This is a genomic window from Acidithiobacillus caldus ATCC 51756 (assembly GCF_000175575.2).
In the GTDB taxonomy this organism is placed as follows: Bacteria; Pseudomonadota; Gammaproteobacteria; order Acidithiobacillales; family Acidithiobacillaceae; genus Acidithiobacillus_A; species Acidithiobacillus_A caldus.
In genome coordinates this window covers 1,246,574-1,259,885 of record NZ_CP005986.1, presented here as the reverse complement: position 1 = coordinate 1,259,885, position 13,312 = coordinate 1,246,574, and the positions used below count along the sequence as shown (strand labels likewise).

At 59.1% G+C, this 13,312-nt stretch carries 10 protein-coding genes; all 10 read right to left on the bottom strand.

The window, feature by feature from the left end; translation table 11 throughout:
• Window positions 1-25: 25 nt before the first annotated feature.
• Window positions 26-349, bottom strand: a complete 324-nt coding sequence (fliE, locus tag ACAty_RS06195; protein WP_004871980.1) for a flagellar hook-basal body complex protein FliE — start codon at window positions 347-349, stop codon at window positions 26-28.
• Between the two features lie 48 nt (window positions 350-397).
• Complete coding sequence (locus tag ACAty_RS06190) at window positions 398-1,741, bottom strand: sigma-54-dependent transcriptional regulator (RefSeq protein WP_004871979.1); 1,344 nt, start codon at window positions 1,739-1,741, stop codon at window positions 398-400.
• Complete coding sequence (locus ACAty_RS06185) at window positions 1,741-2,946, bottom strand: sensor histidine kinase (protein ID WP_004871978.1); 1,206 nt, start codon at window positions 2,944-2,946, stop codon at window positions 1,741-1,743. The genes ACAty_RS06190 and ACAty_RS06185 overlap by 1 nt, the downstream gene beginning before the upstream one ends.
• 2 nt (window positions 2,947-2,948) lie before the next feature.
• The gene (locus tag ACAty_RS06180; RefSeq protein ID WP_226047755.1) at window positions 2,949-3,998 is read right to left on the bottom strand and encodes a sigma-54 interaction domain-containing protein; all 1,050 of its coding nucleotides are present in this window, start codon (window positions 3,996-3,998) and stop codon (window positions 2,949-2,951) included.
• 40 nt (window positions 3,999-4,038) lie between these two features.
• Window positions 4,039-4,572 carry a PilZ domain-containing protein gene (locus ACAty_RS06175; protein ID WP_004871976.1) on the bottom strand — a complete coding sequence of 178 codons (534 nt, stop codon included), beginning with the start codon at window positions 4,570-4,572 and terminating at the stop codon, window positions 4,039-4,041.
• A gap of 27 nt (window positions 4,573-4,599) precedes the next feature.
• Window positions 4,600-4,977 (bottom strand): flagellar export chaperone FliS, encoded by a 378-nt coding sequence (gene fliS, locus ACAty_RS06170; protein ID WP_004871975.1) that lies wholly within the window; start codon window positions 4,975-4,977, stop codon window positions 4,600-4,602.
• Window positions 4,978-4,988: 11 nt separating this feature from the next.
• The gene (gene fliD, locus ACAty_RS06165) at window positions 4,989-6,923 is read right to left on the bottom strand and encodes a flagellar filament capping protein FliD (RefSeq protein WP_004871974.1); all 1,935 of its coding nucleotides are present in this window, start codon (window positions 6,921-6,923) and stop codon (window positions 4,989-4,991) included.
• A gap of 12 nt (window positions 6,924-6,935) precedes the next feature.
• A complete protein-coding gene (locus ACAty_RS16395) occupies window positions 6,936-7,349 on the bottom strand; it encodes a hypothetical protein (protein ID WP_226047754.1) in 414 nt (137 codons plus the stop codon).
• Window positions 7,350-7,415: 66 nt separating this feature from the next.
• Window positions 7,416-8,990 carry a flagellin N-terminal helical domain-containing protein gene (locus tag ACAty_RS06155; protein ID WP_004871972.1) on the bottom strand — a complete coding sequence of 525 codons (1,575 nt, stop codon included), beginning with the start codon at window positions 8,988-8,990 and terminating at the stop codon, window positions 7,416-7,418.
• 105 nt (window positions 8,991-9,095) lie between these two features.
• Window positions 9,096-13,280, bottom strand: a complete 4,185-nt coding sequence (locus ACAty_RS06150) for a rhamnan synthesis F family protein (protein WP_077272792.1) — start codon at window positions 13,278-13,280, stop codon at window positions 9,096-9,098.
• Window positions 13,281-13,312: the final 32 nt, after the last annotated feature.

Here is a 13,312-nt window from a genome sequence, read left to right as displayed (position 1 = left end):
TGATCCGCTCCTCGTCGACTCGGCCTCAGGCCTGGATGTTCATGATGTCTTGATAGGCTGAGACCAGCTTGTTTCGCACCTGCAGCATCGTCTGGAAGGAAAGATCGGCCTTTTGCGAAGCCACCATCACCTGACTGAGACTCACGGCCGGATCACCGCTGGCGAAGCTATTCTGCAGTTGATTCGCCTGCGCCTGCTCCTGATTGACGCCCTCCACCATGCCTTTCAGGGTCTCGGCAAAACCCGTCGCCCCCGCGGACGAGGCTGCCGGTACCTTCAGGCCCTGTGCCTGACCTGCCAGGTTGCGCAACTGGCTGAGGAGTGCATCCAAAGATTCGACGCTGCTCATGACCCATACCCCAGAAAGATAGACTGCAAAATGCTAGCAAAATTCGTGCTAAATATCGCCGAGATCCCGCCCCATCTCGCGATACCGCTGCAGCTTGTGCCGCAGGGTTCTCGGGCTGATTCCCAAACGTCTTGCCGCCTCATTGCGCGAGCCGCGACACTCGCGCAGAACGCTGACGATGGTCTCTTGCTCCTGACGGCTGCGCACATCCTCGAGAATGGGACGTGAGGAACCCTCAGAGCGGGCGTCATCCAGCGTGCCCCGAATTTCAAGACCCAGATCGTCGCTGCGAATTACCGTATCCGCCGAAAAAATGGCTGCACGCTGCAGGGCATTGTCCAACTCCCGCACGTTACCAGGCCAGGGATAGCTGAGCAGAACCGCCTGCGCCTCGGGATCCAGGCTCTTGGGCGCGATGGCCATGCGTTCGCAGTGTTTGGCAAGCAGTCGCTGTGCCAAGGGCAGGATATCCTCTCGACGCTGGCGCAGGGGCGGCACGCACAGGGGGATCACCTGCAGGCGGTAGTACAGATCTTCGCGAAACTTACCCTCGCTCACTGCTTGGCGCAGATCGCGGTTGCTGGTTGCGATGACCCGCACATCCAGACGAATGGTGCGCCGACCGCCGACACGCTCCAACTCCCGTTCCTGCAAGACCCGCAGGAGCTTGGCCTGGAGTGGCAGGGCCATCTCCGTAACTTCGTCCAGCAACAGGGTACCGCCCTGGGCTTGCTCAAACTTTCCCGGACTGCTCTGGCTTGCCCCGGTGAAGGCGCCTTTTTCATGACCGAAGAGGGTGGCTTCGAGAAGGCTTTCGGGAATGGCGGCACAGTTCACCGCAACAAAGGGCTCACGTGCCCGGTTACTTTCGCGATGGATGAAGCGCGCAAGCACCTCTTTCCCCACGCCGCTTTCACCGGTGAGCAGGACGCTCGCCTCCGTCTGCGCGACCCGCCGCGCCTTGATCAGCGTTTCCAGCATGACCGGCGAGTGGGCCAGGGGCTCCAACTCCGCACCCGGCTGCAGGCGCTCGTGTCGCTGCAATTTGGTCAGGAGTTCCTGCATGGCAAAGGGTTTCACGAGATAATCGACGGCGCCATTCTGCAGTGCGCGCACCGCCTCGTCGATGGTGCCCCAAGCCGTCATCATGACGACGGGAGGATGACCTGGCTGCGCACGCAGGGCTGCCAGAAGCCCGTAGCCATCCATGGGCTGCATCTGGGCATCGCTCAGGATCAGGTCGAACTGGCCATCGCGCAGACGGTTCAGCGCCTCTTTGCCGTCTGCGGCCTGCTGCACCTCCATGCCGGCCTCTTCCAGGCCCTCGGCCAAGACCTCGGCGAAGTCGACGTCGTCCTCCACCAGCAATACCCGCGCCCCCGCCGCACCCATCAGCGCGGCTCCTGTGCAGTCGAGGAACGCAGAATGGGCTCCGGCTGCGTCCAGACGGGCACCTGAATCCGAAAGCAAGCGCCTTGCGCGGTATCCATCACCTGAATACTCCCCCCCATGCTCTCCACGAAATTGCGCACGATACTGAGGCCAAGACCGGTACCGCCACGACGGCGAGTGTAGAAAGGAGCAAAGATTCGCCCCCGCTCGGCCGTGGGCACCCCAGGTCCCTCATCGCAAACGGTCCAATGCAGGATTCCTGCCACACCCGCCACGTCCACCCGGACCGTGCCTCCCTCCGGACTGAATTGCAAGGCATTTTCCAACAGATTGCCCAGTATGCTGATCCAGGCTTCGCGACTTCCCGTCAAGAAAAGGTCGGCACTCAGGGTCGGTAGCCTCAGGTCGACATTTTTTTGACGGTACAGCTCTGCGAAGTTCTCGCGCAGACCGTCGAGGATATCCGCGACCCCGATCCGCCCTCCCTCGACCTCGCCGCTGCGCAGAAAAAGCAACATCTTGTCGATGGTGGTTTCCAGTGCGCGCAAGCGCTGCAGGGCGCGCTGTCGTTGCTTGTGTATATGCTCGGGACCCCGCTCCCAAGACATCTGCTCGAGGGCGAGCAGCGCCGTTGCCAGGGGCGTACGCAGTTGATGGGCAAGCCCGGCCATTGTCTCCCCCATGGCGGCAAGTCGCTCGCGCTGCTGTGCCGCCGCCTGCCGCGCCCGGGTTGCGGTCACGTCCTGGAGAAGCACGATCTGCCCCCCTTCATCGGGCAAGGCATTGATGGCGACAGCCAAGCGCCGGATGGGCTTTCCCGGCTGCTGGAGCAGCCATTCCTCACCACTCTCTCCCAGTCTCAGATCCTCCAGACCATGCCAAACCGACCCCACCTTGTCCGACCCGAGCAAGCGACTCGCCTCAGGATTCATCTGCAGGATGGCCCCCGCATCGTCGACAACGAGGACAGCCCCTGGGAGCAATTCCAGGAGCAGGGAAAGCCGTTGATTCAGGGCCTCCCTGGCACGCAGTTCTGCACGCAGACGCGCGTTGGCCGAGGCCAACTCGGCTCCAAGCCGGGCCACTTCCGCTTGCAAGGTACCATAGGCCTCGGTAAGTTCGCGCGAGGTCTCGTTGAAGAGCGAAAAAGCTTCCAGAAGCTGCGCCGAGTCGGGCTTCGACTGCGTTGCCGGAGACTTCCCCACGGTCAGAAACGCCCCGGCAATAGGGCATATTTCTTGAGCTTTTCCACCATGGTCGTGCGTCGCAGACCCAGCCGCTCCGCAGCCCGCGCCACCACCTGGTCGCACTCATCCAGGGCGCGCAGCAAAAATTCCTTTTCCACTGCTTCCATATGCTTCTTCAAATCGAAGGGGAGTTCCGGCTGAGGGGAGAATCCCTCGGACCATATCGCCCTCAGACTCTGCTGCTCCTGCTCTGCCTGGCTCGCCGCACCATGGCGGCGTAGACGCTCTGGCAACTGCTCCACATCGATCTCTTCACCAGCATGGAGAATGCTCAGACGCTCCGCCAGATTCTGCAATTCGCGCACGTTGCCTGGCCAATGGTAATCGCGCAACACACGCCAGGCCGCCTCCGTCAAACGGACCTCCAGGTTCCCCGTCTCGGCCGCCTGGCGCTTGAGGAAAAATTCCATCAAGAGACGCACGTCGTTTTCGCGACAGCGCAGCGGCGGTAGATCCACAGGGAACACATTCAGACGGTAGTACAAATCCTCCCGGAAAAGATTCTCTCGTATCCGGTCCTCCAAATTACGGTGGGTTGCGGCGATGATGCGCACGTTGGCGTGGAGGCTGCGCGACCCACCGACGCGCTCAAAGCGCCGCTCCTGCAGCACGCGCAGCAGTTTTACCTGCATCTGCGGGCTCATCTCCGCCACTTCATCGAGAAAGAGCGTGCCCCCCTCGGCAAGCTCGAAACGTCCCTTGCGCGCCACCAGAGCCCCCGTGAAGGCGCCCTTCTCGTGTCCGAAGAGCTCGCTCTCCATGAGTTCAGCGGGGATGGCGCCGCAATTGACGGCGACAAAGGGACCGTTGCGGCGACTCGAATGCTGGTGCAGACACTGCGCGACTACCTCCTTCCCAGTGCCCGACTCACCCAGAAGAAGTACCGTACTGTCGCTCTGTGCCACCTTGCCGAGGACGCGCGTGACCTCGCGCATGGCAGTGCTCGTCCCGATCAGACCACAACGCTCACGGGAGATGCTGCGTCGATCGTGTCCGCCGTCCTGCGTCACGACCGAATCACTGAGGTTTCCAGGGCCGTCCATCCGATCTTTAGGGTTTTTCCCGACTGCGCGCAACGGAGCGCCGATGATACCGGAATATTAGACGATCCAGGCATTCCTGCACGGTCTCGCTCAAGCGATGGGCAAACCGCCCGGACCAATCGCCCTCCGACCCGGGCAGGTCCTTCATGAGAGAACCGGGCAGAATCAGAGGGATGGCCATGTTCGGCCGAAGGTAGAGGGCGAGGGCACCGGGCCCTTCCGGGGAAGGTGGCGTTCCGGCAGGCTGCCCGCGCCAACGCAACTGCTGGGCGTCCATGCAGCAGTACACCGACTCGGGGAGCGGCTCGAGGCCCCGCAAACCTTTGCTCATCATGAGCAGCAGCAGATCGATCTTGGTGTGCAGCGCCGGTAGCACTCCGTGCTCATCGTCTTCCTTGGTCGGGCCATCCCCATCCAGCAGCAGCGCTTTGAGCAAGACCAGATTAGCGTCCATGATCGCGGCGCAGGCCGGATCGTCTTCGGGAGCGCTGTACCACGCCAGAGGGAAACGCCCACAGAGTTCTACCGCCGCAATACCCATGTCTCCTCCCGATGGGAGGATAGAACGTCATCCCCTTTCGAGCAAACCACGCCAGGCATCGCGCAGGTCCTGCACCACCGGCGTACAGGCATCGAGATGGTTCACCTCGTCAAAGATATTTGCCAGGGCCAGCCGCTCCAGCAGAAAGCGATACAGCTGCTCGAGATTGACGGCGATCTCTCCTCCGTGCTCCAGATCCACGCTGGCAAGGAGATGCGCCGTCAATTGGTAGGCCTTATCCATGGCCTCGGCCTTTGCCAGAAGGTCATCTTGCTCCATGGCCAGACGTGCCCGACGGATGTATTCCAGGATACCCTCCAATCCCAGCAGCACGCGTCTGTCCACGCTCAAACCCTGCTGTCCCACCTGCCGATATGCCTGTACTGCCGATGCGGCGACGCTCATGCGATCTCTCCTCAGCCCCCTGAACTGCTGCTGGAACTAGAACCCGTGTTGTAAAATGCGTTGATGTACTGGCCAATGGACTGCAGCTGCGACAGCTGCGACTGCATGGCGGCAAACTGTTGGGTCAGCAGTGCCGTCTGGTTGCTGGCCGATTGCTGCAGCGTGGTGATCTGCGCGTTGAGCCCGTTGATCGTCCCATTGAGGCCGTTCTGCGCTGCGGCAACAAAGCCAGTCTGGCTATCGAGGGCTTGGCTGAGCAGGCTGTGCATCTGTTGGTAGAGTCCCTGGCTCACAACGACGGTACCGAGGTTGCCAGTTTGGGTGCCGCTGATCTGAAGTTGCAGTCCAAGGGCAGGGCCGGGGCCCGTTACCGTCAATTGCTGGCCGTTCCCCGAAGCCGCCTGACCATTGACCGTACCCACCACGTCCGTGCCCGAAGCCGACAGGGTGTTGGTGCCAATGCCCGTGCCCGAGGCCCCCGCCGCCACGTTGGAGACCACGGTAAAGCTCTGGCTACTGCCGTACCCGCTGGATTGCAGCTCCAGATAACCGTTGTTGGACAACGCCGTCAGCCCCGTCATACCCGACTGCTGCAGGGTGGCGTTGATGGTATTGACGATCTGACTCAAAGAGCTGCCGGAGGCCAGCGAGACCACCACGGAACTGGATCCAGAGCCGATGGTCAGGCTCTCGGACTGCGCAATACCGCCGCTGGGTACCGGGCTGCTGGCCATGACGGTGGCCTGGGTTGCCAGTTGACTGACCGCTACGGCGTAGGTACCAGCCTGCACACTGCCGCTCGCAGAGACGAACTGGACATTGCTGCTACTGGTCGAGCCCGCCTGGCTGAAGAGCCCCAACACCGTCTGGTAGTCGCTGTTGAGCGCTGTACTCAAGGTGCCCGTATTGAGGGTAATGGTGCCGCTGCTGGTCAGACCCAGGCCAACGGCGCCCAGGGAGTTGTACGCGCTGCCGGCACTCACGCCGAGGCCAGGTCCAGAGATCAGGTTCAACAACTGCGTTCGCAATCCCTGCACCGCAGCGCTGCCCAACAGCGGCCCGCCGGAGCCCGTCTGGGCATTATATGCGGTCAGTTGGTTGATGGTCCCCATGGTCTTGTTGAAGGCCGAGGTAAAACTCTGCACCGCCGAGACAAAGGCCGAATTGCTGGCAGAGACCTGCAGGGTAGTGCTACCGCTCGTCTGCAGGTTCAGGGTCACACCGGGAATGGCCCCAGAGACCGTATTGCTGGAACTGGTCACCGCCAGCCCGTTGATGCTGAGACTGGCATTCTGCGCAGCCTGGCTCAGGGTCATCCCCCCCGATGCCCCAGGGCTGTAGCTGAGCTCTGCGAGAGAGCCCGAGGCGCCGCTCACCGCGACCGTGAAAGCGTTGTTCACTCCGGTCCCGGTCCCAGTCAGGGTGAGGCGATAGCCGCTGCCGTCGTTGATGACTGCCGCGTTCACGCCGAGATTGGCCTGATTGATGGCGCTGGCGATCCCGTTCAGGGTATCGTTACCGCCGTTGATGACGATATTGCTGACCGCACCACTGCCGACCTGAATCTGCAGCGTACCCGTACCCACGGCGGTGTTACTGGCACTGGCGAAACTCGAAGAGTAGATACTCTGGGACTGAGCAAGAACGATATTGCTAAGGCTGTAGGAGCCCAACTGGGCCCCGTTGGTGACGGAGGCCGTGGCTACTCCAGCGTTGGAAAGGCTGACGCTGCGATTATTGCTGCTACCCAGATTCTGCAATGCCCCAAGCGCCGATTGCAGACTGGACAGGCTGCTCTGCAGGGTCCCCCAGGCGCTAAGGCTCGTCTGGTACGATTGCTCCTGTTTCTGCAGGAGGGTAATGGGCTGCTGATAGGCCGCACTCAGATTGCTGATGAGACTCTGGACGTCGATACCACTGACCAGCCCCGACAGGGACACAGACACGACCACACCTCCTTAGGCTTTCTCACTCATCAGCGTCCCCGGAAGGATGCTCTCTCCGGACTGCGCCATTTTCACCACCTGCTGTGCCGGTACGTAATATTCGTAAAATACCTGTTTGGTTACGGAATCGCTCAATTTTAAAAGTACTTGATTGGGATGGTTCCCTGTCGGGTCCAGACCCGCTTCCAAAGTCACACTGGGATTTTCCTGGGCTAGCTTATGCTGTAGGGCCGAGATGGCCTGCTGAACGCTGGACTTCGGTCCACCATCACCGCTTGCCTGCGCTCCGTTGACATCAGCCGATGTGCCGCTGCCGGCGTTAGAGACAGATCCTGCCGTTTGTGTGGGACGTACCGTCGCCATTGCCGATATGGTCGATCCAGCATCCGGATTAGTCTTTATCCCCGTAAACGATAAAGGCTCCATGAAACACCTCTTCTTGCCAGCATCCTCCCGACCAAGGGTCGGGAGGAAAAGACACTCCGACTACCCTTAGGGCAGAAGCTTCAGATAGCTCTGCTGCAAGGCATTTTCCTGAGCCAGGGTCGAGATGCCGGCCTGCTGCAGGATCTGATACTTGGTCAACTGCGACGTCGCCTGGGCGATGTTGGCATCCTGCACCACCGACTGCGCCGACTGCAGATTCGTTGCCGTCGTCTGATCGTTGCTCACGGACGCCTGAATCCGGTTCTGAATGGCGCCGAGAGCACCGTTCTGCTGATTCAGGTAGTTGATGGCCTGATCCAGGATGGAGATGGCCTGCTGCGCACCAGCTGCCGTGGAAACATTGATATTGGCGATGGCGGAACCGCTGAGCGACGCTGCCTGCGAGCTGAAACCGATACCGGAGGCATTACCGATCGCATAGGAGGAGCTGGACTGGAACTGCACGACACCCTGTATCAGCATGCCGCCGACACCGGAACTCAGGGTGCCACCGATGGATGCACCAGTCGTTCCGTTGACGGCCTGCAACACGGCCGTGGAGCCCGAAGACAGGCCGCTGGTTGCTGCTCCTGAACTCGCCTGGATGACGATGTTTTGCCCCTGACTCTGGGTCAATACGAGTTCCTGCGTGCCATTGACGGTCTGCGTCGAGGCCGAAACCCCGGTTATCGCCGCCTGGTTGTTGATGGCCGTGACCAGAGAGCTCAAGCCGCTCTGACCGTCGGTGACAGTAGCGGAGATGTTCACGGCATTGGTCGGTGAGCCGCTGCTCCCGTTACTGAGTGTAAAGCTGATACTGCCCGTAGTAGTCACAGTAAAAGCCGTGCTGGTGTAGGCGGAGGCGGAAACACCCGTCTGTGCCGAAACCTGATTCACGCTCTGGGCTAAGCTATAAGCCGACTCATCGGCAGAGGTGACGGTCACTGCGGCAGATCCAACCGATCCCGAGACACCCAGGGTGGTGCCTTTGACGAAATTACCCGCTCCACCAGCACCAACCGCGCCGGAGCTGACGGTAAAAGCGCCACCGGCCGCATAACCATTCATTTCATAAGCACCAGAGCTGCTGCCGTAAATGGTGCCGGATGTGGTCGTGGTGTAATTCCCCATGGCATTGCTCTGGGTATTCCCCACGGACACATTGATGATCTGGTTGCTGTTCGCACCCACCTGGAAAGCAGCACCGGCGAAGGTACCGTCCAGGATGTTCTGACCGTTGAACTGGGTCTGGGTGGCAATGGTCTGTACTTGGGCCAGCAACTGGCTCACGACACCTTGCAGGGCCTGGCGATCCTGAGTGGTGTTGGAGGCGTTGGCAGCCTGCACCGCCGTGGTGCGAATCTGCTGCAAGAGGCTGGTCTGATTCTGGATCGCCCCGGTCGCCGTCTGCACCAGCGAAACGCCCTGATTACCGTTGGAGATGGCTTGATTCAGACCATTGATCTGGGTCTGAAAGCGTTGCGCAATGGCATAGCCCGCCGGATTGTCCTGGGGACCGTTGATGCTCTTGCCCGTGGACAGCTGCTGCAGGTAGGTATTGAGGCTGCCCTGAGTGCCGTTGAGGGCATTGAGGGTGTTCAATGCCGACACGTTGGTGTTGATGATACCGGAAATAGACATGGTCGTGCTCCTTTCTTAGGGATAAGCCGGCATCCTTGCCGAAACCGTAGGGAACCTCCCTACACTCCCCTTAACGACACCACCGCACGGAAACTTTAGCGGGCCTCACGGCAGCCAGGCGCCGAGCCAATCGTCCAGACGGGACTCCAGCAACCAGTGCTTGCGCACATACTCCCGCAGCACATCCCCAGCAGATGCAAGAGTCTCTCGATCCGCCAGAACCTCACGGATGGTCTTGATCCAGTCCCGATACCGGTTGGCAACCCGCCAGACGGGATAGTCGCCCTGGTACGGAAAAATATCGGAACAGACCACGGGATAACCGAGAATCCCGTATTCCAGAAGCCGCAGATGGCTCTTAGCCTCATTGAAGGGATTGTCCTCCAGCGGTGCAATGGCCAGATCCAGATCGAGGCTCGCCAGTTTGGCCGGGTACTGGGCCAAGGGCACACCGGGGTGGAATTCCTGGACATAGGGCTTCAAGGCATCCGGACAGAGACCGAAAAACACCCAATGCACCTCGCTCGACAAATCCCGGACCACATCGGCCACCAGCTCCAGATCGCCCGTGTGCCCGATCCCGCCGGCCCAGCCCACGCGCGGCTTGCTGTCACCCCGCCGCCTGGGGGACAAGCCACCCCATATGGCGTCCTCGATACAGTTGGGCTGGATTCGGACCTCGTCGCTGAAACCCCGATAAGCTTCGGCCAGGGGTTCCGTTGCCACAACCAGGCGATTACAGAGACCCGCAGCCTTGCGAAAGCGCTTGGCGATATCCTTGTGAATATGGGCCTTGTGCAGGCTCTTCACTGGCAGATTGGTGATCAGATCGTCGATCTCAAAGACCCGAAACACCCTGCTCAGCGCCTTATGTCGCTCCAAGGCCTCGATCTGGGGCCATTCCATCTGCCGCTGCACGACAATGCTCTCTGGCGAAAAGCGCTCCATTTCTGCGGGCTCGAAAATGCGCATGGTCTCCCACCCCTGAACCCGTCCGGCGCGTTGCAGGGCACGCATGGGTGCGATGATGCGGTATTCGCCGCAGCCCTCCCGGTCGGCCGGATGCACTAAAATTCGCGGACGCGGCCGCCACGCGGGATCCCAGGTGAGCGCCGCCTGATCCTCCAAAAGGAATCCACTGCCCGCAAGACTCAGGTGCCGATTATACGCCGGATCAAAAGCCAGTTGCGGCAACCATTTGCGGTAAAAAGCCATCTTTTCGCCGGCAAAACGTTTCTCTTTCTCCGGATTCGGCTTATTTTCCACCCCCCCACGCTGGCTTGCCGAACCTTCGTGAAGTAGGATCGCCCACGGAGTAAATACGATCTTTTTGCCCTGCTCCCGAACCTTGAGGCATAGATCCACATCGTTGTAGGACACCCGAAAATCGTGCTCGTCCAGTCCACCAACGGCCTGGTACAGTGCTTTGGAAATCAGCAGACATGCCCCAGTCACCGCCGATAGATTCTGGGTGAGCATAGCACGACCAAAATAACCGCGGTATTCCGCGGGCTGACCAATGAAGGGATGCTCCGCCGGACCGCACAAACCCAAAATGACCCCAGCATGCTGGATCCGACCATCGGGGAAAAGCAGCTTTGCCCCAACGATACCCACCTCCGGACGCAGTGCCTGACTGACCATCTCGTCCAGCCAATCCTCGTGCAAAACGGCCGTGTCGTTATTGAGCAGAAGGATGTACTCGCCGCGTGCGAGGTCCACAGCACGATTATTCATGGCTGAGAAATTGAAGGCTCCGGGATGTCGAATAACACGTAGCCTGCCACCGAAACTTTCTTCCTGGGCCGCCAAAAGCTCCAGATACTTCACCGCCTCGGGTTCATCGCTATCGTTGTCGACGATGAGTATCTCGTAGTGGGGATAGCGCGTTTTCTCGATCACGGATTCTACGCAACGCTGCAGCATGGGCAACTGATTGCGTGTAGGGATCACGATGGAGACCACGGGCGTCGACGTCAGCGGATAGCGCACGCGGGTGGCTGGCGGAAAGGGGCCAGGCAGAACTTCCGCTGCGATGTTCAAACGCCGCAAATGCCGTTCCAGCGCTGCCTTGCTCGCCGCAAGGATCTCCTGGACGGACAGCAGACAATGCCCGCCTCCCTGACGTCGATGGTATAAGACCTCCGCAATATGACCGATCCCAGCGTCCCCAACACGTTCCCAGGCCCGCAATACCAGGTCGTAGTCCTCCGCACCATCCGCCGCCGGATCAAAACCACCGAGCTCCAGAAAAAGGTCTCGTCGAATGACCAGAAGCCCACCCACATAGGGCAGACTGCGCAAGTAGTCGATATTGAAGTCAGGCTTACAGTGCGGATTTACATGCTCCCCATCCGCTGTGAGCGAGTCCTCGTCACTGTAGATGACCTGCCATTCAGGGTGATCAGCGATGGCTCGTTCAACACGAAACGTGGCATCAGCCGAAAGCGTATCCCCGGCGTCAATGAACGCGATCCAGTCCCAGACCTCGGAGGCTGCTATCATATTTAACGTAGCCAACAGTCCGCTCTCATCGGCGCGAACCAAGGCAGTATCGCCTACCGCAAGCCACTGCTGTTCTATACTTTGCTTCGTCTTTTCCAGACCTCGATTATCACCAATCAATAACACATAAGCCAACTTAATCTGTCTATTAGGATGCCAATCCCGCGACCACACCCGCTCTGCTTCAAGACACCGCCGAACGGTCAACCAAGGACGGGGGTCGGGGCTTGGTTCAAGCATAAGTTTGCCATCGCTGTCCTCCACTCTGAAACCAGATCTGCTAACTTGAGCTGCAAAAACTCGCTCATAGGCGTGGGCCAGGGTTTTATCGAGCTTCCCGGTTTCGTCTTCAAAATGCGAGGAAAGGTCAACCTCAGACCATACAGGCGCTAGGGCCGAAACGCGCGCCCAGAACATGCTTCCCGCAAAAAATCCATCCTGTCCGAAACAAATGCTCAGGCCCAGTTTCTGTGTCAGTTGCTGGAGTAGCAAAAAATTCGCGTCGGGCATCAAATTTATCCAGAAACCGGCCGGACCAACCATTCCGAGCTGTGGCTCGCACCGAAACTTCTCTAGGATTTCTGCTGCATTATGGCAAAGTGGACCGATAAGCTCCCGGCGCCAACGATCTCCGTCTCTATGCTCCAGGAAAGTACCTTTAACATGCTCTTCCTTTAAGTCCTTGAGGTGTGGCGATCGCTTACCATGGATAAACAGTAATAATTCGCTACCGCTCGCCTGTGCCAGTTTGGCCAGTTGCAAGCGAGGAGCAATATCGCGCCCGCGATTGGGAACCAAAATAACCTTCGCCGAAGGCCAATCTTGCGTAATTTCAACGAGTGCATGGCGCGATTCAGAACACAGCGATATGTACAGATCGGGTGCGCCAGGAATTGTGCGCAACTGGGAAAAAAGTTCCGGCCAAAGATCTGGATAAAATAGATGCAGCAGAACGGCTACACTGGAGCCCTTTACGGAGCCCTGGTGTAGTACCTCCCAAGGCAAGACACTAATATCCGAGGTACCGGACAAAGAATCCTCTGTCAATGCTCTCTGATGTTTCCCAGCGCGAATAAATACCTGCAGACTCGTTAGTTCAACATATTCCTCCTCCGACTGCACATGGATGGTCATGCCCCCGGCGGAAACTTCGGAGGGATATATCGATGGCTTCGGAGTTGACAGGAATCGCTGATCCGGGCCATATCGAACATCCTCAATGTTATAACCCGTTTCTGAAAGCATCCTGATTGCCTCAATTCTTGTGAAAAAGCGGAGGTGTGTAATATCCAGTATTCCTGAGGATTCATATTGAAATCTTCCCGCTGCCAATTGACCCAATATCCATGCATTTCTCAGATTTGGAAGGCTTACCAAGATCTGCGCATCGCTGGTAAGCCACGAACGCAGAGCGACCAGCGCTTTCCATGGATTGGCCATATGCTCGAGAACATCTGCGAGCAATACCGTATCAACTGATTCTGAGTCAAGTCCATACGCCCAGAGATCAACCTTATCGAACGGTTCGGGAATGACCCGATGGTAATGCTGCGCCGCAATCCGGGCCATGGCAGGATTTGCCTCAATACCCCACAGTTCTACTGCTCTATATCGTTGCATAAGCAGTTTACCAGTAGCCCCGCCGGCACAGCCAATGTCCAGCACTCGTCTTGGTTCTCTCTTCAGGAGGCTCAAAAGATCAGTGCGTGGATTGCTGTGATAGGCATCCAAAACTGTGTCCGTGGGATTTGCGTCGAGTTCCTGCCACAAGTATTGCTCAGCCATTACTCGCACCCTCATGCGTTACCAACACGGCG

What these genes read in the sequence shown, in the direction of transcription:
- fliE (WP_004871980.1), bottom strand. Translation starts at nt 349, where the DNA reads ATGAGCAGCGTCGAATCTTTGGATGCACTCCTCAGCCAGTTGCGCAAC.
- ACAty_RS16395 (WP_226047754.1), bottom strand. Translation starts at nt 7,349, where the DNA reads ATGGAGCCTTTATCGTTTACGGGGATAAAGACTAATCCGGATGCTGGA.
- ACAty_RS06190 (WP_004871979.1), bottom strand. Translation starts at nt 1,741, where the DNA reads ATGGGTGCGGCGGGGGCGCGGGTATTGCTGGTGGAGGACGACGTCGAC.
- ACAty_RS06155 (WP_004871972.1), bottom strand. Translation starts at nt 8,990, where the DNA reads ATGTCTATTTCCGGTATCATCAACACCAACGTGTCGGCATTGAACACC.
- ACAty_RS06175 (WP_004871976.1), bottom strand. Translation starts at nt 4,572, where the DNA reads ATGGGTATTGCGGCGGTAGAACTCTGTGGGCGTTTCCCTCTGGCGTGG.
- ACAty_RS06150 (WP_077272792.1), bottom strand. Translation starts at nt 13,280, where the DNA reads ATGGCTGAGCAATACTTGTGGCAGGAACTCGACGCAAATCCCACGGAC.
- fliS (WP_004871975.1), bottom strand. Translation starts at nt 4,977, where the DNA reads ATGAGCGTCGCCGCATCGGCAGTACAGGCATATCGGCAGGTGGGACAG.